Annotated in this window: 14 protein-coding genes; 3 read left to right on the top strand and 11 right to left on the bottom strand. The window is 49.7% G+C overall.

The genetic code is table 11. From position 1 onward, the window contains the following. Positions 1–5 precede the first annotated feature (5 nt). The 7 genes from DQW12_RS01910 to DQW12_RS01940 form a co-directional block, all read right to left on the bottom strand. Positions 6–1,229, bottom strand: a complete 1,224-nt coding sequence (locus DQW12_RS01910; RefSeq protein ID WP_113906028.1) for an aminotransferase class V-fold PLP-dependent enzyme — start codon at positions 1,227–1,229, stop codon at positions 6–8. Beyond that, positions 1,226–2,506, bottom strand: a complete 1,281-nt coding sequence (sufD, locus tag DQW12_RS01915) for a Fe-S cluster assembly protein SufD (protein WP_113906030.1) — start codon at positions 2,504–2,506, stop codon at positions 1,226–1,228. Before sufD ends, DQW12_RS01910 begins: the two co-directional genes overlap by 4 nt. Further along, complete coding sequence (sufC, locus tag DQW12_RS01920) at positions 2,503–3,276, bottom strand: Fe-S cluster assembly ATPase SufC (protein WP_113906594.1); 774 nt, start codon at positions 3,274–3,276, stop codon at positions 2,503–2,505. Before sufC ends, sufD begins: the two co-directional genes overlap by 4 nt. Positions 3,277–3,279: 3 nt before the next feature. After that, entirely contained in the window at positions 3,280–4,716 is a 1,437-nt protein-coding gene (sufB, locus tag DQW12_RS01925; protein WP_113906032.1) for a Fe-S cluster assembly protein SufB, read from the bottom strand. Positions 4,717–4,899: 183 nt separating this feature from the next. Beyond that, a complete protein-coding gene (locus tag DQW12_RS01930) occupies positions 4,900–5,346 on the bottom strand; it encodes a DUF3010 family protein (RefSeq protein ID WP_113906034.1) in 447 nt (148 codons plus the stop codon). A gap of 15 nt (positions 5,347–5,361) precedes the next feature. After that, complete coding sequence (locus tag DQW12_RS01935; RefSeq protein ID WP_113906036.1) at positions 5,362–7,290, bottom strand: hypothetical protein; 1,929 nt, start codon at positions 7,288–7,290, stop codon at positions 5,362–5,364. Beyond that, positions 7,291–9,645 carry an SEL1-like repeat protein gene (locus DQW12_RS01940; RefSeq protein WP_198683878.1) on the bottom strand — a complete coding sequence of 785 codons (2,355 nt, stop codon included), beginning with the start codon at positions 9,643–9,645 and terminating at the stop codon, positions 7,291–7,293. A gap of 168 nt (positions 9,646–9,813) precedes the next feature. Here DQW12_RS01940 and DQW12_RS01945 point away from each other — a divergent pair, with 168 nt between their 5' ends. Then, positions 9,814–10,239, top strand: coding sequence for a gamma-glutamylcyclotransferase family protein (locus DQW12_RS01945; protein ID WP_157957821.1), 426 nt, complete (start codon positions 9,814–9,816; stop codon positions 10,237–10,239). Between the two features lie 5 nt (positions 10,240–10,244). Beyond that, the gene (locus DQW12_RS01950) at positions 10,245–11,258 is read left to right on the top strand and encodes an amidoligase family protein (protein WP_157957822.1); all 1,014 of its coding nucleotides are present in this window, start codon (positions 10,245–10,247) and stop codon (positions 11,256–11,258) included. On the opposite strand, the gene DQW12_RS01955 is transcribed toward DQW12_RS01950, so the two are convergent. The 3 genes from DQW12_RS01955 to katG form a co-directional block, all read right to left on the bottom strand. Beyond that, positions 11,223–13,037, bottom strand: coding sequence for a long-chain-acyl-CoA synthetase (locus DQW12_RS01955; RefSeq protein ID WP_113906043.1), 1,815 nt, complete (start codon positions 13,035–13,037; stop codon positions 11,223–11,225). The genes DQW12_RS01950 and DQW12_RS01955 overlap by 36 nt on opposite strands. 127 nt (positions 13,038–13,164) lie before the next feature. Beyond that, positions 13,165–14,901, bottom strand: a complete 1,737-nt coding sequence (locus DQW12_RS01960; RefSeq protein WP_113906595.1) for a Na/Pi cotransporter family protein — start codon at positions 14,899–14,901, stop codon at positions 13,165–13,167. Between the two features lie 179 nt (positions 14,902–15,080). Further along, complete coding sequence (gene katG, locus DQW12_RS01965) at positions 15,081–17,303, bottom strand: catalase/peroxidase HPI (RefSeq protein ID WP_113906045.1); 2,223 nt, start codon at positions 17,301–17,303, stop codon at positions 15,081–15,083. Positions 17,304–17,652: 349 nt separating this feature from the next. Between katG and DQW12_RS01970 the strand changes: the two genes are divergently transcribed. Further along, complete coding sequence (locus DQW12_RS01970; RefSeq protein ID WP_157957823.1) at positions 17,653–20,166, top strand: choice-of-anchor U domain-containing protein; 2,514 nt, start codon at positions 17,653–17,655, stop codon at positions 20,164–20,166. Positions 20,167–20,228: 62 nt separating this feature from the next. Here the strand turns inward: DQW12_RS01970 and DQW12_RS01975 are convergent, their stop codons facing one another. Beyond that, a complete protein-coding gene (locus tag DQW12_RS01975) occupies positions 20,229–21,320 on the bottom strand; it encodes a threonine aldolase family protein (protein ID WP_113906048.1) in 1,092 nt (363 codons plus the stop codon). Between the last annotated feature and the right edge of the window lies 1 nt (position 21,321).

The following is a 21,321-nucleotide window of genomic DNA, read 5'->3' on the forward strand; positions in this document are numbered from 1 at the left end:
ACTCCTCAGCTCAGCATTTCTTTCGCTTTACGCAAGCCTATAAATAACTGCTCAACTTCGTCTATTGTATTGTATATCGAAAACGACGCGCGTGCGGTTCCGGGCACACCTAGCCGTTTCATTAATGGCTGCGCACAATGGTCGCCGGTGCGAATTGCAATGCCCTGCCGATCCAAAATAAAGCCCACATCGGCTGGGTGTATGCCGTTTAAATTAAAGCTATACACACCTATTTTTTCCGGCGCATTGCCCACTAATGTTAAGCCATCAAATTCTTCACCAAGCGCAACAGCGCGCTCGATAAGTTGCGCTTCATGTTGTTTCACTTCAACTAGAGGCAGCGCACTAAACCATTCTATAGCGGCCGCCATACCTACCGCACCAGCAATATTAGGTGTACCCGCCTCGAGCCGGTTCGGTAATGCGCCCCAGGTTGCGTCTTGATAACTTACCGACGCAATCATTTCGCCACCAGTAAGCCATACTGGCCAGTCTTCGAGTACCGAATAACGGCCCCATAAAGCACCAACACCCGTTGGGCCAAATAATTTATGGCCAGAAAAAGCATAAAAGTCACAGTCAATGCTCTGCACGTTTACATCGCCGTGTGCCACACCTTGCGCGCCGTCAACCAGTACCAGAGCGCGCGGCGACTTTTCACGCACAGTTCGAGTTAATGCCTGTACAGGGTTTACCGTGCCTAGCGCATTCGACACGTGCGGCATCGCCACAAACGCGGTTTGGCTCGACAGCAATGCGGCGAAAGCAGCTTGGTCTAACGCACCGTTATTTAAAATCGGCGCTACCTTTAGCGTTGCCCCCGCCTTTTTACACGCTTGTTGCCAAGTGACCAAATTGGCATGGTGTTCAAGCTCTGTAACTAACACTTCGTCGTTCGCCTGCAACCGCTCCGCCATGCCCTTGGCAACAATATTAATGCCTTCCGTTGTACCGCTGGTCCAAATCACTTCTTCACGGCGGTTGGCGTTCAAAAAGTTCGCCACAACGTCACGCGCATGTTCATAGCGGCGCGTTGCTTCGTCACTTAAATAATGCGCACCGCGGTGAACATTAGAATTGCACTCGCTATAAAAGCGAACAAGAGCGTCAATAACGGCCTGCGGTTTTTGCGTAGTTGCGGCATTGTCGAGGTACACTAACGGCTTTCCGTGCACTTGGCGCGACAAAATCGGAAACTGAGCGCGAATAGCGGCAATATCGAAACTCATTTTTGCTCCATGGCAGTAAAGCGCTCACGCAATTGCGGCGCAAGCCATTCAGATATGGCTTTGTTGGGCATTTGGTTTACGAGCTCTTGAATAAAGCCGAAGTTCAACATGACCAATGCTTGGCTACGCGGAATACCGCGTGTTTGCAGGTAATACAGCTCTTTTTCTGCAATTTCAGCTACTGTAGCACCGTGCGCGCACTGCACATCATCGGCATAAATTTCAAGCTCAGGTTTCGTGGCAATATGGCCACCACGCGACAACAGCAAATTGCGGTTATTCAGTTCGGCCAAGGTTTTCTGCGCGTCACGATGAATATGAATACGACCGTTAAATACCGCGCGTGCTTTATCGCCAACAATCCCGCGCGCATTTTCTTCTGTCGTGCCGTTGGGAACCATATGTTCAATGCTGGTATGCAGGTCAAAATGTTCTTTCGGGGCCAGCAAATAAACCGCATTCATTTTTGCATAGGCGTGCTCGCCCACGTGGTTTAAGTCAATGTCGAGGCGGCTAATCTGGCTACCATACCCTACCACCGTACTATTTAACCGTGCATGCTCACCCAAGTTAAAGTGGCTACCGCCAAAAAACTGCGCTTCGCCACCATGCAATGCGAACCGATAGTGCTCCAACTGGCTGTTTGCCGCTAAAGTAAATTCAGCGAATGCCGTTGACACACTGGCGCAACTGCCAAAGCCATGCTCAATCACGGTTGCTTTGGCGCCTTCACCCACCACCACTAACACACGATGATGAGACTCCACATCGGCACTTAACCGATTCACAACCCGAATGGGCTGAGCCACCGTAGCACCAGCCTTAATGTGAATAACCAATCCTTGCTGAGCCAGCACATCGTTCACCAAGCCAAACAAGTGGTGGCTTGGTTTCGCTTTATTAAACGCCGATAGTTCTGTGTTGGCACTGTCAAGCAATGCGTGCACCGACAAACCGTTCGGCAACCTTGCCTGCTCAAGCGGTTGCGGTTTATGCCCAGCCTCTGCAACACCGACAAATTGGCCGTTTTCAAAAACAAAGTCGAGACTCTGCAAACCATCAATAACTGGTATTTCGCTCGTGCTATTTTCGGCCGCTGACGCCAAAGGTAGCTGTAATTTTTCCAACGTATGCAAAGACGTATAACGCCACGCTTCAGTGCGCCGTGTTGGCCAGCGCTGTTCAAGCAAACGCTGCAGAGCTTGTTGCCGAGCGGGGCTTAACCAGTCATCTACCCGCTCAGCACGGTCGACAACAGAGGCTAACCATTCACTCATGCTGTGGCTCCTTGTGTTGCGGTGGCATCACCATTGTCGAGCCAAGCGTAGCCAGAAGCTTCTACTTCTTTTGCCAACTCTGGGCCACCACTTTTGACAATTTTGCCATCGGCTAAAATGTGTACAAAGTCGGGTTCAATAAAGTCGAGCAAGCGCTGATAATGGGTGACCACAATAAAGCTGCGCTTACCGTCGCGTTGGCTATTTACGCCGTCTGCAACTACTTTCAAAGCGTCAATATCGAGTCCAGAGTCCGACTCGTCCAAAATACAAAGCTTTGGCTCGAGCAGAATCATTTGCATAATTTCGTTGCGCTTTTTCTCACCGCCGGAAAAACCTTCATTTACGCCACGTTTTAAAAAGTCGAGCGGCAAGTTCACCTGCTGGCTTGCTGCTTTTGCAATCTTCAAGAATTCCGCGGCAGTATAAGGCTCTTCACCGCGCGCCTTACGCACTGTATTCACGCTTTCTTTCATAAATTCCATGTTGCTCACACCGGGAATTTCAACCGGATACTGGAACGCTAAGAACAAACCTGCTTGAGCGCGCTCATCTACTTCCATGTCCAATAAATCATGGCCGTCAAAGTCAACTTTACCCTGCTCTACCTCATAACCTTCGCGCCCTGAAAGCACATAGCCTAAGGTACTTTTACCCGCGCCATTGGGGCCCATAATTGCATGAACTTCACCAGCATTTACCGTTAGGTTTAACCCTTTCAGAATGGTTTTATCTTCTACGCTGGCTTGCAAATCTTTAATGGTTAACATCATTTACCCCACTGAACCTTCGAGACTAATTTCGAGTAGTTTGCCTGCTTCAACCGCAAACTCCATTGGTAACTCTTTGAATACTTCTTTACAAAAACCATTCACAATCATAGAAATGGCTTTTTCTTCGTCGAGCCCACGCTGTTGGCATAAGAACAACTGGTCGTCACTTACTTTTGACGTGGTCGCTTCGTGCTCCACAATCGCCGACGGGTTCGAACTTTCAATATACGGGAAGGTATGCGCTGCGCATTTATCGCCAATTAACAGCGAATCACATTCAGTAAAGTTACGCGCGCCGTCAGCGCCTGGCCCCATTTTCACCAACCCGCGGTAAGCATTGCTGCTGTTACCCGCGGAAATGCCTTTAGAAATAATGGTCGACTTGGTGTTTTTCCCCAAGTGGATCATTTTGGTGCCGGTATCGGCCTGTTGCCGGCCGCGAGTAAGTGCCACTGAGTAGAATTCGCCGACGCTGTTGTCGCCACGCAAAATACAGCTCGGATACTTCCAAGTAATAGCCGAGCCTGTTTCTACTTGTGTCCAAGATATTTTTGCATTTTTCTCACACACACCGCGTTTGGTGACAAAGTTATAAATACCACCTTTGCCATTTTCGTCGCCGGGGTACCAGTTTTGCACCGTACTGTATTTTATTTCCGCGTCGTCGAGCGCAACCAGTTCAACCACTGCTGCGTGCAATTGGTTCTCGTCGCGTTGCGGTGCTGTACAGCCCTCGAGGTAACTCACATAGCTGCCTTCGTCAGCGACAATTAATGTGCGTTCAAACTGCCCTGTGTTCAGCTCGTTAATACGGAAGTAGGTCGACAATTCCATCGGGCAACGAACGCCCTTCGGAATGTATACAAAAGAGCCGTCGGTAAATACCGCACAATTTAATGCTGCAAAAAAGTTGTCGGTTTTTGGCACCACTGAACCAATATACTTCTTCACTAACTCAGGGTATTTCTGGATCGCTTCTGAAATAGGGCAAAAAATCACACCGGCTTCTTCAAGCTTTTCGCGAAAGGTGGTCACCACGGACACCGAGTCGAAAACCGCGTCTACCGCAACACCCGCTAGCATTTCTTGCTCATGCAGCGGTATACCGAGTTTTTCGTAGGTGCGAAGCAATTCTGGATCAACTTCGTCGAGCGACTTCGGTTTGTCTTTCATACTCTTTGGTGCGGAGTAATAGGAAATAGACTGGTAGTCAATGGGGTCGTAGCCTAAATGTGCCCAATCAGGCTCTTTCATTTTCAACCATGAACGAAACGCTTGTAAACGCCACTCGAGCATCCACTCTGGCTCATTTTTCATCGCAGAAATACGTTCAATAACAGATTCATCTAAACCAATAGGGAATGTGTCAGACTCAATATCGGAAACGAAGCCCGCGTCGTATTTGCGCGCTATCGCTTGGTCTAATTGATCACTCATCCTATAACCTCTTGAGCAGCGGATTTAATGCGTTGATTATACATTTCCCGACTATTTCACTCAAGTATTAGCCCGCATCAATTCGTCCGTCGCTGAGCAATCCCGCGTTATATGCCCCAAAAAAGAAAACGCACAGTCCTTTTGAGGGCTATGCGTTACACATTAAGTGGTAGTGTGTTGGGTTTAGGCGTCGTTTTTTAATGGGTGAGGATGCGCGAGATAGGCATACCCCACAGAAAATGCCGTTTCTTGAAACTTCTTTAAACCCGTACTTTCAAAGTCCACAGGCAACGGATTACGCTTAATTCGCTCTTTGTACTCTGATCCTGTCATGATCAGCGTGTCGGTTTGCGCAATCAGCTGAATCGCAGCTTCCATTTTAAAACCAACAGCGCCACCGGCAAACTTGCCTTTTTGCGGGCGCTCTTTAATTACAAAAGTGTTTATACGGTAGTCTTCAGCAAGCTTTTGCAGCGTAAACTGAAATTTGCGCATATTTTCTACGTCGTGATCTTTTACCAACTGCACGCGTGTTTGCCGGCAATCGAGGATTTGAAAAAGCCCGTCTTTCTTTTCCAGCAAACAGAGCATGGCTTCATTACTTTTTATTTCTATACCGCATACGCGCATATCGTCTGTCTCTTGTTAATTTGAAGTGTCGTTTTCAATTACAATAAGTTGGCTTCGGCTGCCGAACACAAAACGTTGCTCAGGCCGTGGGTTTAATTTTACTTCTTTACCGTTCGGATTTACTCCGAGTAAAACCGCATTCTCACCCAAAACAAATTGCTGCAGTTCGCCAATCGCTAACTCTCTGTGCAATGAGCTCGGCAAGTACCTTATATTCAAGCGCGCGCCTTGGCTTGACAGCAACTCGTCATACACCACGCGTAAATAAGGGTACAACGCAACTTGCGCCAACACATGGCTCACAATCATTGAGCTTACAATAACGTCGCTCCGCGCATGGTCAATATACACTTCATTGCTAGGGTCGTTGAGCTCTACAACCACGTAAGGGCGTGCTACCGACTGCGGCAATTTATTCAGTAGGTAGTCTAACATCATTAGCCCCACTACGCTGCGGGCGTCTGCCTCTTCACCCGACCCGAGTCGATCACTACTAAAGAGCATTACCGTGTCGTATCGCTCAGGTTGCAACCGCTGCATTTGAGTTTGCTGGGTGAAGTCACCTTGCACAAACTCAAGTTGCCCCGGCCAACGGCTGTCTAAACCCGCCAACTCTGCTTGTCGCTCTGCGGCCGACAGCGAACTTACCAAGGTCACGTGGAAGCGCGCTTTCGGCTCCCGAGCCAGCTCTTCCAGTACCATGGGTACTTTACTACTCCAGCCAAGGCACAAAATACGGCGGCGCTCTACCGTTTCTGCATAGCATAGGCTGTCTCTGTTTTTCAGCATCATGCGTTTTTTGGGTTTGTCTAACACCGCAGGCGGCTCTGAACCCAAGCCCAATACCACAACGTAGTCCACATCGCCTATGATGTAGTCGGGGGCGGGTGCCAGCATAGCTTCGCGTTTACCGTTGACCTCACGAACCACTCCACACGGGGTTGCATCGGCAAAATAGCCGAACACGTCACGCCACGGTTTTCCCACCAATTGTGGGTACCGCGCAGGAATAAGTTGCGGCTGCCCTGCTTGTAACAACAACGCTTTCACCGCCGAAAGCACGCCGTTGTAAAGTACCCCTCGCGCTAGCATTCGGCCAACAATTAAGTCGCCGGGTATAATTTGCAGTGGGCCCTTGTAGGTGTGTAATGCAATTGGAATTTTTTGCGCGTCCATAAGCTCAGCCACTACCCGCGGCTTTTCCGCCATGTCTGCCGTGGCCGCGTCGAGTGACAGCAGCATTTTTATTACGTCGGCGTCGGCGCTCAACACCGATGCCGCCGACGTGTCTCGTGTGGGTAACCCACGCGACGGAATAAGAATTGAACTGGCATTGCGCACGGCCACGCGGTGCAAATGTTCCGGATTTAAATTTGAACCCGAACGCAACACAACTCTACGCCGCTGTGCCCCACTCCAGCGCTCGGCAAGCACTTCTTCTACTGGCCCTTCGGTAATGTCGTCGGCCAACACGGCAATACGGCGCTCACCGCTTACTCTACTGTTGTATTCAAGCAATTCACGAATAACCGGCAAGGTACGTGAGGTCCAACCCAGAATAACTCGATGATCTTTAAAGGTAACAGGCGTTAAACCCTGCTCTAAATTACGCATTTGGCGGAACAACCACTGGGTCATAATAGCGACAAGCGTACCCATAAAGAGTACATAACCGGCAATAGTTAATGCTGTGGAAATCACTCTCCGCGCACCACCACTGTCGTCGCCAAGGTAACCTGGATCCGTAAGGCGCAGGAATGCCCACCATATTTCATCTAATAGCGACTTTTCTGCCGGGGCGTAGAAATAAGCAGCAAGCCCGCCCGATAAGGTAACAATAAGTACAATCGCAACCACAATAAGCAGTTGCGGCAGTGCTCCACCGCCAAGCATGCGCTCGGCCAAATACTTAAGCCGATCAATAAGCCCTAAACGAAATATCATTTAACGCCCTCCGCGGCCCGCTTCTCGCATCATGTCGAGGTTGTTCAGCGCTCCCTCGTGACCTTGCGCTGCCGCTTCTGCAAACCACCTTTGCGCTTCTTGGTCGTTCACGTCCACCCCCACGCCGTTATAAAACATGAGGCCTAAATTATTCTGCGCGCCGGCATGGCCTAGCTCTGCTGCTTGTTGGTAATAGCGCAGTGCTTGTTGATAATTCACCGCAACACCACGCCCTTGTTCAAACAGCATCGCAAGGTTATTTGCTGCATTTGCATTCCCCTGCGCAGCCGCTTTTTCATACCATTGTGCTGCCATTGCTTCCGATTGGGCGACACCAAATCCGTTTTCGTACATAAAACCTAAATTGGTTTGAGCGCCAGCAAATCCCTGTTCAGCAGCAGCGCTATACCACCGCACTGCTTCTTGATCATTTTGCTGCACGCCGCGGCCAGCGCGATACATGAGCCCTAGGTTCGACTGAGCAGCGGCTAATCCAGCTTCAGCGGCTTGTTTATACCAGCGCACGGCCTCGGTAAAGTTACGCTCTACCCCTAAGCCATCTTCATATAAAATACCTAAGCTCGCTTGCGACCAAATATCACCTTGCTCGGCGGCCTTTAAATACCAAAACGCTGCCCGCTCATAATTTTTCTTTACCCCGTCGCCGTATTCATAAAGCTCCGCAAGGCTTCCCTGGGCGGTCATGTCGCCCTGCTCGGCGGCGAGCTTAAAATAGTGAACGGCGCGCTCCAAATTGCGCGGCGAACTCCCTTGGCTGGCTAAATATAATTTGGCTAAATTGACCTGAGCCGCAACATTGCCGGCGTCGGCCGGGGCTTGATAAAGTGCAACGGCAGCGTCGAAGTCTTGCGCAACACCGTCGCCACGCTGATAGAGGAATGCCAGCGCCGCCTGCGCATTGCTATGCCCTTGGTCGGCGGCAAGCTGATACCAACGAGCGGCTTCTTCATTCGACTGCTCAACGCCGTGGCCATACTGATAAAGCACACCAAGGTTATTCTGTGCACTCATATTGCCGCTACGGGCAGCGCGTAAATACCAACGAAAAGCTTGCTCATACGACTGTTCCACACCCAAACCATTTTCAAAGAGAACTCCAAGCTGGTTTTGCGCGCTCGCATTGTCTTGATCCGACGCCAAGCGCAAGTAGTGCGCCGCTTGCGCGTACGATTGCTCAACACCTATGCCGTCGAGGTACAGAGCGCCCAACTGCGCTTGTGCATTCGGCTCACCCTGCTCTGCCGCTCGCGTAAGCCAATGCACTGCATCGCTCGCCGACGCAGCAACACCGATACCCTCTAAGTATGCAATTCCCAAGTTAAACTGCCCGGCAATGTGCCCTTGTTCTGCTGCGCGGGTGTACCAATGAAAGGCTTCGGTAGCAGATGCTTCAACACCTAATCCGTTTTCGTAGAGCTCACCAAGGCTATTTTGCGCCCAAACATTACCCTGTTCCGCCGAAATTTTAAACCAGCGAAATGCCTCGTCGTAGTTTTGTTCTACGCCTTCTCCGCGTAGGTACAATGCGGCAATGTTATTCTGCGCGCCCGCATGGTTTTGCTGGGCCGCTTGCAAGTACCAGTAAGCCGCTTCGCGCATATTCCTTGAAGCTCCGCGGCCATTTTCGAGCATGAAGGCTAAATTATTTTGCGCCCATGCATACCCTTGCTCGGCAGCGGCCTGATACCATCGAACTGCCTGTTCGTCGGACTGCTCAACGCCGCGGCCGTAATCGAACATAACGCCTAAATTATGCTGAGCCCAAGCGTTACCTTGCTCCGCCGATTTTAAATACCATTGCGCAGCGAGTTCGTCAGAACGCTCGACCCCGCGACCCGCTCTGTACATAAACCCTAAACTTGCCTGCGCGTCTGCATTTCCTTGCTCTGCCGCAAGCCGTAGCCAGTGCACAGCTTGCGCGTCATTTTGTTCAACCCCTTGGCCATTTTGGTAGAAAAAACCCAGGCTTGCCTGTGCCGTTACCACGCCTTTTTCGGCTCCCATACGGTAAAACGTAGCAGCATTGGCAAAAGACTGCGGTACGCCTAAACCGTTTTCGTAGAGCACTGCTAGGTTGGTCGCAGCCAATTCGTTTCCTTGTTCAGCGGCCATAGCATAATAATTTGCCGCTTCTGCATACGACTGCGGCACCCGTTGCCCGTTCTGGTACATAATCGCCAGCTGTAACTGTGCGGCGGAATTACCTTCTTGCGCTAAGGTTTGAATTTCCTCAACACTAATGTCGTCCCATCCAAACACGGGAAAACTGAGGTTTAATAACACGGCGATGAGGAAAAGGCTTTTTTTAAACAATTGTGCTACCTGTAAATGCATAATGCTCTCTTTAATTAACGCCTGAAAACAACCCTGCTTGACAGGCTTTTGGGCATTAATTGTTAATTCTTTGTAAGGGTTCATGATACGCTTTCAAATATAAAATTTGAATCTATTCGTCAGGTAAATCGCGTTACTACCTTAAAGCTGGAGAAACCGTTGCGCATTATGCTCAGTCTTCTTGTTCTACTGCTCTTTGTCTTCACCCTCTGGTGGGTGTGGGTAAACCCCTACAACTTTCAATTTACCGAGTCGAAGGACTATAGTCAGCATGGCCCGCACCGAGTGTTCGCCTTTGGTACGCTCACAAACCCTGTTATACGCACACTAATTATGCGGGCTTACGTTCCCACCGAGCCGGCAATTTTACCCGACTTTCGCCGCCAAGGTTTAGATTTATGTGCCGATTCCAATGCAGAAACAGAGGGTTTAGTTTTTTACGCAACATCGCGCCAACTAAAGCGTTTAGACCGCTATGAGCGACTTAGCGTAAAATACCAGCGCGATCGCTACGCACTGAAAAACGGCGACATTGCATGGGTTTATCGAATTCGCCCCAACCATCGCGAGCAAGCCTGCATAACCGAGGAGTAAAACCAATGGCCGTATTACGGAATTTCCCTAGCCCAAACACCACCGGAACGCCAAGCAATGAGCCATCTCGGCTGCGCAAAGTCGGTGTAGAAATTGAATTTGGTGGACTTTCTCTACACACCGCGCAGCGCGTTCTTAAGGCATGGCTGGAGGGCATACACGCTTCGATACGGGTTAAGCAAAAAGGCCGTTACGAATATGGCTTTAGCGGTGATCCTGCCGGAGACTGGGTTATTGAACTCGACTTTGCATTACTCAAACAAATGGGCAGAACAAATAACGACAATCGCTTGCTTGAGGCGGCAGAAAAAAGTTTAGCTTGGTTGTCTGAAGGTGTGGTCCCCATAGAAGTTGTAAGTCCACCACTGCCACTCAGCGCGCTGCCACCGCTGGAAGTATTAATACAGCAATTACGCGAAGCTGGCGCTGAAGGCTCGTCGAAAAAGCTCACTTACGCGTTTGGCCTGCAACTAAACCCGGAGCTGCCCGCACTTACAGCAAGTTTTATTACGCGTTATTTAAAAAGCTTTCTGTGCTTGTACGAATGGTTATTAAGCCGAATTAATCCTGACATTTCCCGCCGTATGAGTACCTATATTGAGCCGTTCCCCGACAACTACCAAGCACTCGTGTTGAGTTCAGACTATGCACCGAACATGACTGAACTCATCGATGATTACCTCGCACACAATCCAACCCGTAATCGGCCCTTGGACTTACTGCCATTGTTTATGCATGTCGACGAAAAACGACTGAGAGCTGTGGTTTCTGACCCCCTAGTAAAACCAAGGCCCACTTTTCATTACCGCATGCCAAGCTGTGAAATTGATCAACCCGACTGGGGGTTTCATTCGGTATGGAACGACTGGGTACTGCTGGAACTCCTTGCTGAACATCCGGAGCTGCTCTCGGAAGCGTGCGCGTTGGTTACCACCAATCCTCACTCCGCTCTGGCACCTCTGGAACGCGTCATTATTGAGCCCTTAAAAACGCACCTGGCCGCGCTCGATCCGTTGTAGTAAAGACGTACTAAGGGGTTCGTAGCCGAGCGCTTTGTCGAGCAGTACAAAAACCTGCTCGCGTGCGTTCACCACCCGGTAACCTTGCTGTTTTAGCTGTGTTTTCATTACTTTAAATGTTGTGGTTACTTCATGTTCAGGGCTTAATCGGAGAAACAGTGGAATGGCATAGTCCGGTAACTTGGCCTTTAACCCCTGATAAAACTCAACAGGGTTAAACGCTTGCTCGGGCGCCACAACCAAAGACGCCATACCGGCCCGACCGTCGGCATTGGGTACTTGCACACCATACACTACAACCTCTTGAATGCCTGATATGGTTTGAATTTGTGCTTCCACTTCCGTTGTTGCCACATTTTCGGCTTTCCAACGAAAGGTGTCACCCACCCTATCCACAAACGCAATATGGCGAAAACCTTGATCGCGCACCAAGTCACCCGTATTAAACCAACAGTCGCCCGGTTTAAATACATTATGTAAAAGCTTGGCTTGGTTCGCTTCTTTGTTGGTATAGCCGTCGAACGGTGCTTTACGCGACACTTCTGTAAGCAATAGCCCAACTTCACCTTTGACCACGCGCTGACAATAGCCGTCGTTCGTTACCACAGGCTCTTCGGTGTCAACGTTGAATTGCACCACCGCAAAGGTCATCGGCGAAAATCCCACCGTTCGCTTTAAATTAAACGCATTCACAAAGCCAACGTTACCCTCGCTCGCGCCATAGAGCTCACAAATACGCGGAATATTGAAACGTTGCTGAAAATCGTCCCAAATTTCGGCGCGCAAACCATTACCAATAACAGCGCGAATACTTTTGTTTGAGTCTTGAGAAGCAGCAGGCGCCTGCAATAAATAACGACACACCTCACCAATATAAGAAAAACATGTAGCTTGGTGCTTTTCTATGTCTCGCCAAAATTGGCTTACGCTGAACTTGCGAGCCAATGCTAGGGTAGCGCTAGTGAGCACAACACAGCTCAATGAAATTGCCAGGGCAGTATTATGATAGAGCGGTAATGCACAATAGAGCGTGTCGTGCTGCTTACCTTTCGATCCTTTTAATCCCAACGCCATTTGACCAAACCCCACACCCGCTTTATACCACCGCAAATGAGTCATTGCTGCGGCTTTAGGTAGGCCTGTGGTGCCCGAGGTAAATACGTAATAACAGGTTTCACCTAAACAAATGCTTTGGCTGTAAGGCAAGTTATGCTCGTCACATTGCGCAGCAAGCGCCATCAAATCGTCGGCGTCAGTTACTGGCACCGTAACTGCATCGGCCACACGCAGCCTTGGCAAGCTTGCATATTCAGGAGTGGTGACCGAGCGCCATGTTTCGGCACATTCGTCGCCAACAATAACAAGTTTTGGCTTCACTAGATTAACGCTATGCTCGAGCACTTCGCTACGCTGTTTAAAGTTCAGCATGCCGGCAATAGCACCAAGCTTATTTACCGCAAATACACAGGCGAGCAACGCCGGTCGGTTCTCAAATAGAATCCCCACGCAGTCGCCACGCTTAATACCTTTTTGCTCCAGCACCCGCGCAATTTGATTCGCCCAACGATTAAACTGACCGTAGCTGTAGCGCTCATTCTCAAACACCAAAAAATCACGCTCAGCGTGGGCTGCCGCGGCCTTTTCTAAAAACAATGCAGTAGAGCCAATATCGCTATGTTTTGCCCGCGCCAGTTTTAAATTTGAACGAAGAAAGCGAGGCAGCCGGGGAATCATTTTCACTGCGGCTAAAGCAATAGATGGAAAAGTGTGTGCATTCATAATGTTCGTCTTATTATTTTAATGTTTTGAAAACACCTTGTAACTTAATACCCTCTTTAATATCACTTTCTTTAAAAACAAACAAACCGCCCGAAGGCGGTTTGTTTCATTCACAAAAAGCTAAACCTTAGTCGCGGTCGCCTTCTATGCGCATGGCTTTTAATCGACGGCCTGCTGCCGACTCGTTCACATTGAGAATGTGGTCACCAATGCGCTCTAAACGGTTTAGAATATCGATAAAGGTAACACCTGCTCGCGCAGCATATTCACCTGCTTCTAATCGACCGTAGTGATTATCGCGGCCTTCGTCGCGCACTTTGTCTATCACCTGCTCTAAGCGAATTGCGTCGTTGAGCACCACGTCATCCGGCTCACGCGACACGTTTGCTCGCATTGCGTAAATCGCGGCACCCACGGCTTCCATCATACGCGACATTTCTGTAAGTGCGCTTTCAGGCCAGCCGGTACTACCGTCTTCTAAACGCTCAGTGAGCTTAGAAATTTGATAGTAAATGTCTGCAATACGCTCCAAATCGTTAATCATGGTCTGCATGAACCGAATACGTTCAGTGAGTTCATGCTCCATGTTGGTGTGCTCTGTAACGCGTACCAAATAGTCGGAGATTTCAACTTCGAACTCGTCGGTAAGCTCTTCAAATTTGCGAATTTTATCGAGTAGCTTTTCCCGGTCTGCTTTCGGATCAAACAACAGCTCATTCAGCGAGTTGTGCATTTGCTCAACCACTTCCGAGAATTCTTGAATTTCCTTATGCGCTTGCTCTACCGCAATACCCGGAGAACTCATAGGACCACCGCTGATATAGCGCAAGTGGAAACTCTCTTTTTCTCCAGACTCGGGTTGAATGTACTCTACAAAGCGCACCAGTAATGGCACAAAGCCTATCAACAACAGCACGTTGAGTACGTTAAACGAGGTATGGAACAACGACAACGCTAAGGTTGAGTTTGAACGCCCTTCGTCGCTAATCGACATCACTGACACTGTAGAGTCGGTGAAATACTGGATCAAAAAGTCCATTGCATTTAAGAATGGGTAAATGATCAGCAGCATCCATATCACGCCAATGACATTAAAGAAGAAATGGAATCGTGCTGCTCGTTTGGCCTGTGTATTGCCCACTAACGCCGCAATATTAGCCGTTACTGTGGTACCGATATTTTCACCAAGAACCATAGCTGCGGCTATCGGGAAGCTTATCCAGCCTTCAAAAAGCATAACCAAGGTAATTGCGGTTGCCGCCGAAGACGACTGCGTTAACAAGGTTAAAATCGTACCGGCTAACACGAATAACAACAGAGACAAATAGCCATAGTCGGTGTAAGCGTCGAGGAAGGCGAACAACTCAGGATTGCTATTAATGTCCGGCACGCCGTCTTTAATAAAGTTTAAGCCAATAAACAAAATACCAAAACCAACCATGGTTTCAGCAATATTGCGTAAGCGGTTGTTACCCGAAAACAAAAAGGCAAAGAAAATACCAATAACAGCCAAGGCTATAGGAGTGATTTGGAACTTAAAGCCAAATAACGCCACCATCCAAGCGGTAATAGTGGTGCCAATGTTGGCTCCCATAATAACACCGGTCGACTGTACAAAGGTAAGCAAGCCCGCGTTTACGAAACTTACCGCCATGACCGTGGTGGTGGTAGACGACTGGGTGATCGCTGTTGTGGCTAATCCAGTGACCACACCGGTTGCCCGGTTCCTTGTCATGCCGCTCAAAATACCCTTGAGGCGACTTCCTGCGATTTTTTGTAAACCTTCACTGAAAATCTTCATACCAAAAATGAAGATACCCAGTGCACCGATTAATTGAAGAAAATCAAATAGTGAATAATCCATAGGTTGTTTAGACAAGACACGAGTTTACAAGGGCTCGCGGCAGTCTCCTTTGTTTGTGTTTAGCATCCAAGGTGCAGGCATTATAACGATCCCTATTCTCAGGTAAAAACATTTCTTTGGCTGCAACAAAAAAAGCGCTTCCGAGGAAGCGCTTTTTCTCATACGAACACTAATCGAACCTATTTAAGGTCGAAACGATCCGCGTTCATTACTTTTACCCAAGCGTTCACGAAGTCATTCACAAACTTCTCGCCGGCGTCGTCTTGGGCATACACTTCAGAAATAGCACGCAGCTGTGAGTTTGAACCAAACACAAGGTCAACCCGAGTTCCAGTCCACTTCACTGCGCCCGTTTTACGGTCACGCGCTTCAAACTCTTTCGCCGCGTCAGACGTTGGCTTCCACTCCACAGCCATATCCGTGAGGTTTACGAAGAAGTCGTTGGTTAATTTACCCGGTTGGTCGGTAAATACGCCATGCTTAGTGCCACCAAAGTTAGTGTCTAACACACGCATACCGCCCACTAACACCGTCATTTCTGGCGCGGTTAGCGTGAGCAGTTGCGCACGATCAAGCAACAACTCTTCAGAAGACACTGTGTAATCTTTCTTCTGATAGTTACGGAAACCGTCGGCAATGGGCTCGAGCACATCGAACGACTCTGCGTCTGTCATTTCATCAGTTGCGTCGGTACGGCCTGGCGCGAATGGCACGTCGACTGAATAGCCTGCGTCTTTTGCTGCTTTTTCAATCGCCGCGGAACCACCTAACACAATAAGGTCGGCTAGCGACACACGCTTGTTGCCCGACTGCGCGCTGTTAAAGTCGCGTTGAATACCTTCATAGGTGGCCAACACTTTCTTCAGCTGTTCGGGTTGGTTTACTTCCCAACCATTTTGCGGAGCTAGGCGAATACGTGCGCCATTAGCACCACCACGACAATCCGAACCGCGGAATGTAGCGGCCGAAGACCACGCGGTATACACCAACTCAGACACTGACAAACCAGAACCTAAAATAGTTTTTTTCAATTCAGCAATGTCGTTGGCATCCACTAAGTCGTGGTCTACTGCTGGCACTGGATCTTGCCAAATTAGATCTTCTTCTGGCACTTCTGGACCCAAATAACGCGACTTAGGCCCCATATCACGGTGAGTCAGCTTAAACCACGCACGCGCATAAGCGTCTGCGAACTCTTCTGGATTTTTATAGAAGTGCTCTGAAATTTTCCGATACTCAGGGTCTTCACGCATGGCCAAATCGGCAGTGGTCATCATAATGCCCACTTTCATATCAGCGTCTTCGGCATCTGGTGCTTTGTGCTCGTCTTTCAACGTTTTAGGTACCCACTGGTTTGCACCCGCTGGGCTCTTAGTAAGTTCCCACTCATTCTCAAATAACACTTGGAAATAAGTGTGATCCCAAGTGGTTGGCGTTGGTGTCCACGCACCTTCAATACCACTGGTAATGGTGTCACGGCCTTTACCTGATTTATAAGCACTCTTCCAGCCAAAGCCCATTTCTTCTATTGGCGCAGCTTCCGGCTCTGGCCCCACAAGGCCGGCGTCGCCCGCACCATGTGCTTTACCAAAAGTATGGCCACCCGCAGTGAGTGCTACGGTTTCGTAATCGTTCATTGCCATACGTGCAAAGGTTTCACGAATATCGCGACCTGAAGCAAGAATGTCTGGATTTCCGTCTGGCCCTTCAGGGTTTACATAAATCAAGCCCATTTGCACGGCTGCTAATGGGTTCTCTAGATCGCGATCACCAGAATAACGGCTGTTTTTCTTGTCGCTGGTGGCTAACCATTCAGTTTCAGCACCCCAGTAAATGTCTTCTTCTGGTTCCCAAATATCTTCACGACCGCCACCGAAACCAAAGGTTTTGAAACCCATGTTCTCCATCGCAACGTTGCCGGCGAGCACGAACAAATCAGCCCATGAAAGGCTGTTTCCGTATTTTTTCTTCACGGGCCACAACAAGCGGCGCGCTTTGTCGAGGTTGCCGTTATCTGGCCAGCTATTGATCGGCGCAAAGCGCTGGTTACCGGTTGCCGCGCCACCACGGCCGTCGCCTGTACGATAAGTACCGGCTGCGTGCCATGCCATACGCACCATAAATGGACCATAGTTACCGTAGTCTGCTGGCCACCAGTCTTGCGAGTCGGTCATTACGTCGGCAAGATCTTTCTTAACCGCGGCTAGATCCAACTTTTTGAAGGCTTCGCGGTAGTTAAAGTCTTCTCCCAAAGGGTTCGCTTTTTTGTCGTTCTGATGAAGAATTTTCAAGTTCAGTTGCTCAGGCCACCAGTCTTTATTCATGGTGCCGCTGCCGCCTACACGAGTGTTGCCACCGTGCATAACCGGGCACTTACCTGCATTGTCGCTTTTATTGTCCATGCTATTCTCCAGTTGTTGCAAATTTGGAATACAATTGTCGACATTGAAAACAAAAATTTTCAATACGTTATAAATTTACTCTTACACCATAGACACTAAATCAACAAAAGTGCAGTCAATTTTAGCGAATAGCTTAATCGAATTATTGAATCAAACCATCAGGCTTTAAGCAAAAATTGTTTTGTCAACCCCCTTTAGAGGCCCTCACATTACTGCTCCAAACAGGCTAATAACTAAAGTAGCTGTACCTGATGTCTACCTCTTGTGGAGAAATATAATGTTAAAAACACCCCTTACGGGGATTAAACGCACAAGTGTCGGAGCTCTCGCTTTAAGTTGTAGCTTTTTTATGATGTCTTCGAACGCCCTTGCCTTTAATAGCCCCTCAGACCTTGATCAATCTCTCGCAGGAAGCGGCTCAACCCTACTGGAATATCGTCATTCGGGGCTTGAACCCGACAGCTTTAGAAACTGGAACCATCCTACCTTTGCCGCCCATGTAAACAACGACGGCTCCTTTACTATTGTGGGCACCACCGAAATAGCGTGTGACGACTGTGGAAGCTTTAGCACCGAGCGTAAAATGGTTATTATTCGGTTTGCCGCCGACGGCAGTTATGTTGGCGAAGGTGTAACAGACAGCTCTTTTCTTTACGCCGCTACCTTTAGCCGCGACGGCAACAAAGTGTTCGGCGTCGGTGAAGCATCCTACCTTAACGGTGTGCTTCGAAAGTTTAACCTCGACGGCTCACTCGACACCAGCTTTGGCGACGGCGGCAGCTATGCTGATGTCGATAATCGGCTACCCCTTACCCCTGCACTTTTTGTCGACGACGACAACCGGTTGTTAGTGGGTTATCACCACGAAAAAGGGTTAAGCCGCTTTTTACCGGACGGAACTCTCGACACCAGCTTTGGCATTGACGGCAGTACTGGCCCGGATGTTGACAGAAACGGTGCCGACATTGTGCAAACCGAAGACGGGCACTATTACGTAATAACCAGCGGCCGGCTCGTGCTGAAGTATGACGACAGCGGGCAGCTTGTTGCTAGTTTTGGCAACGACGGCATATTGGAACTCCCGAGCGGCCAAGTTCACCGGCTTGCAGCGCTTGCCGATAATGGGTTCGCCACCATTGTCGCTAATTCCCAAGGACAATCTGCAAAGGTTCAGCGTTACGACAGCAACGGGGAGCTTGTTAACGAAAGCCCGAACATGACGCAAGCGCTTCCAGAAGCGGGTTTAACGCAACTTAGCATTGGTGAAGGCGGACAAATTTATAAGGTAAACGATGAGCACTTGCTCACCGCCGTCACTTGGGTGGGCCGCACGTCGAGCTGGAATATTGTGTACCACACCGCGTTTGGCCTGTGGAATATTGAAGACTTAACGCCAGTGCTCAGTTTCGACGAAGGAGTGGATGACAACAACAACGGCATTCGTGTGCAAGAAGTATTTGGGTTTGCCAACAATAATCCGCTCACTCGACAAAAGCTAACACAAGACCCACAAGGTCGCTTTGTGCTTGTGGGTGAAACCGGTGCCTATAACCAAGAAAATATTCAAGACGGCGTTGCTTCTTGGGCGGCAGTACGCTTACTTGGCGACAACGATGGCGAGCCTGTGGAAGACACCACACCCGATCCGTTCGAATTCGAACCTGCGCTCGATATGGCACGATCAACAGCGGTAACCTCAAATGCAGTTACCATTTACGGTATTGACGCACCTGCACCAGTTACAGTCAGTGGCGGTGAATACTCTATTGGTTGTGGCGCAAGCTTTACCAGTGCCGGCGGCAGCATTGAAAATGAGCAAACCATTTGTGTTCGCCATACCAGTGCCGACGACTGGGACACCGAAACGACCACTACACTCACCATCGGTGGCGTAAGTGGCGACTTTGTCAGCCGCACAATGTTTGATCCAGACTATGAACCGGACACCACGCCCGACCCATTCAGCTTCGAACCACAAAACGACGTGGCGATTCTTGAGCCCGTTGTTTCAAATACCGTTTCAATTACTGGTATTGAAGCGCCGGCCAGCATTTCGGTAAGCAATGGCGACTATGCCATTGGCTGTGACGGCGACTTTACCGATGTGAGTGGTGAAATTGAAAACGGCCAAACGGTTTGTGTGCGTCATATTTCCGCTTTTGGCTGCCTTGCGGAAACCACTACCGTACTTACTGTGGGCGGCGTGCAAGCGAGCTTTACCTCGACTACGCTCGACGACAGCCTCGACAGTGACGGTGACGGTATTAGTGATTGTACCGATACGTCGCCCTACGACGCGACCGAAGCCTCAGTGAGCTTAGGCGCCGGTAATCATATGGAGATGGGTACAGACACGGGTGAGTTCCGTAATATTGCGCTCATTGACCCAGACGAGGCGAGCAACCAAGACGGTCGCCCCGACAACTACGACTTCCCCTACAGCTTAGTAAGCTACGAAGTAGTCAACCTAAACCCTGGCGACAGCATTACTGTGGAATTGGTTTACCCTTCTGCTCTGCCAACCGGAAGCCGCATTTTCAAATACAGCGACAGCGCGGGCTTTGTGGAAATGGAGTCAGCGGTGATCGACGGCAACCGTGTAACACTAACCTTAACCGACGGTGGCGACGGTGACGCCGATGGTGCAGAGAACGGCACTATTGTTGACCCTGTCGGACCTGCCATTTTAGACGACGATGGCGGTGATGGTGGCGATGGTGGCGATGGTGGCGATGGTGGCGACGATGGCGACGACGGTGATGGTAACCAAGAAGAGCCGAAACCGAAAAGCAGTAGCTCTACCTCGCTTTGGATTCTACTCGGCCTCAGCCTGCTTGCTATTCGACGTAAGCTTTTCAAATAGCTGCCCTGTAGGCAAAACCAATAAGCTGCGCCCTGTGCGCAGCTTATTTTTTTGATTCCTATTTATGCCGGAAGGCTATTCAACAGTGCTTGCAAATGCCGCTGCCAAAACTCAACCGGCTTAGCCATAGCGTTGCGCCCTACAGGAACTTCGATAATTTGAATGTTGCCACCATTGACTTGCCGGCTGGCTCGAGGCGCTTGTAACACTTCAATATTGTGCTGTTGTTTATAAACGCTCATCGCTTGCTCTAAATCCGCTTTGTCCGCTTCAATATGAAGATGAAACATCGCTGCCTGCGGGGGTGACGGCAGCACGTCAACGCCAGGGAGCCGCGCTAAAGCTTGTCCAAGCTGTTTCGCATAATGCACCGCACTGGCTACACTTTCGAGGTTTTCTTGCATGCCCAATTGCGCAGCAAGCAGGTAAGGATACACCGAATAGAGGTTGCCACCCGCCCTGCGCGCCCACACACGAGCGCTCTCTATAAAATCTGCAGGGCCGAGTAGCATGGCACCTGCTATCCCACCCAAGTCTTTGTAAAAGCTTACGTAAATAGAGTCTGCCAAGCCTGCAATTTCATTAAGTGAGCGATTATACGCGGCTTCACATTGCCACAACCGTGCACCGTCGAAATGGACCCAAATTCCCTGCTGGCGCGCCCATTGAGTTTGCACTACCAAGTCATGCCAGTCTGGTAACTGCCCCCCAAGCTCCCGTGCCGGCAACTCCCAAACCACCGCAGCAAGCGGTTGCTGTGCATGCGCTCGTTGCAAATCGGTTAACGTAAATGGTTTGTCTGAAGCGCCAATGAGTACCCCATGCAAACGCCACAATTCTTGATACCCATTTTGCTCATGCAATTCTAAATGCGAACTTGGGTGAACACCTACGTTCGCATTCTGCTTTTGGTCTGCACAGATTCGCAGTGCCAAGGGCTGCGCCAAGGTTCCCGACGGAAGAAAAACTGAAACGGGCTTATTGAGCAACTTCGCAACTTCAGTTTCGAATTGTTCAATCAACGCACCCTTTCCATAGGCGTCTTTTTCGACACCCTCACCCGCCTGCCGCTCTAACAGCTCCGCCATGGCTCGTAACTGCTCGGGCATAGAGCGGTTCGGCTGGCGTAACATCGACACTACAGAAGTTGTCATC

The sequence above is a fragment of the Aliidiomarina celeris genome, assembly GCF_003316875.1.
In the GTDB taxonomy this organism is placed as follows: domain Bacteria; phylum Pseudomonadota; class Gammaproteobacteria; order Enterobacterales; family Alteromonadaceae; genus Aliidiomarina; species Aliidiomarina celeris.

What these genes read in the sequence shown, in the direction of transcription:
- DQW12_RS01910 (WP_113906028.1), bottom strand. Translation starts at nt 1,229, where the DNA reads ATGAGTTTCGATATTGCCGCTATTCGCGCTCAGTTTCCGATTTTGTCG.
- sufD (WP_113906030.1), bottom strand. Translation starts at nt 2,506, where the DNA reads ATGAGTGAATGGTTAGCCTCTGTTGTCGACCGTGCTGAGCGGGTAGAT.
- sufC (WP_113906594.1), bottom strand. Translation starts at nt 3,276, where the DNA reads ATGTTAACCATTAAAGATTTGCAAGCCAGCGTAGAAGATAAAACCATT.
- sufB (WP_113906032.1), bottom strand. Translation starts at nt 4,716, where the DNA reads ATGAGTGATCAATTAGACCAAGCGATAGCGCGCAAATACGACGCGGGC.
- DQW12_RS01930 (WP_113906034.1), bottom strand. Translation starts at nt 5,346, where the DNA reads ATGCGCGTATGCGGTATAGAAATAAAAAGTAATGAAGCCATGCTCTGT.
- DQW12_RS01935 (WP_113906036.1), bottom strand. Translation starts at nt 7,290, where the DNA reads ATGATATTTCGTTTAGGGCTTATTGATCGGCTTAAGTATTTGGCCGAG.
- DQW12_RS01940 (WP_198683878.1), bottom strand. Translation starts at nt 9,645, where the DNA reads ATGCATTTACAGGTAGCACAATTGTTTAAAAAAAGCCTTTTCCTCATC.
- DQW12_RS01945 (WP_157957821.1), top strand. Translation starts at nt 9,814, where the DNA reads ATGCTCAGTCTTCTTGTTCTACTGCTCTTTGTCTTCACCCTCTGGTGG.
- DQW12_RS01950 (WP_157957822.1), top strand. Translation starts at nt 10,245, where the DNA reads ATGGCCGTATTACGGAATTTCCCTAGCCCAAACACCACCGGAACGCCA.
- DQW12_RS01955 (WP_113906043.1), bottom strand. Translation starts at nt 13,037, where the DNA reads ATGAATGCACACACTTTTCCATCTATTGCTTTAGCCGCAGTGAAAATG.
- DQW12_RS01960 (WP_113906595.1), bottom strand. Translation starts at nt 14,901, where the DNA reads ATGGATTATTCACTATTTGATTTTCTTCAATTAATCGGTGCACTGGGT.
- katG (WP_113906045.1), bottom strand. Translation starts at nt 17,303, where the DNA reads ATGGACAATAAAAGCGACAATGCAGGTAAGTGCCCGGTTATGCACGGT.
- DQW12_RS01970 (WP_157957823.1), top strand. Translation starts at nt 17,653, where the DNA reads ATGATGTCTTCGAACGCCCTTGCCTTTAATAGCCCCTCAGACCTTGAT.
- DQW12_RS01975 (WP_113906048.1), bottom strand. Translation starts at nt 21,320, where the DNA reads ATGACAACTTCTGTAGTGTCGATGTTACGCCAGCCGAACCGCTCTATG.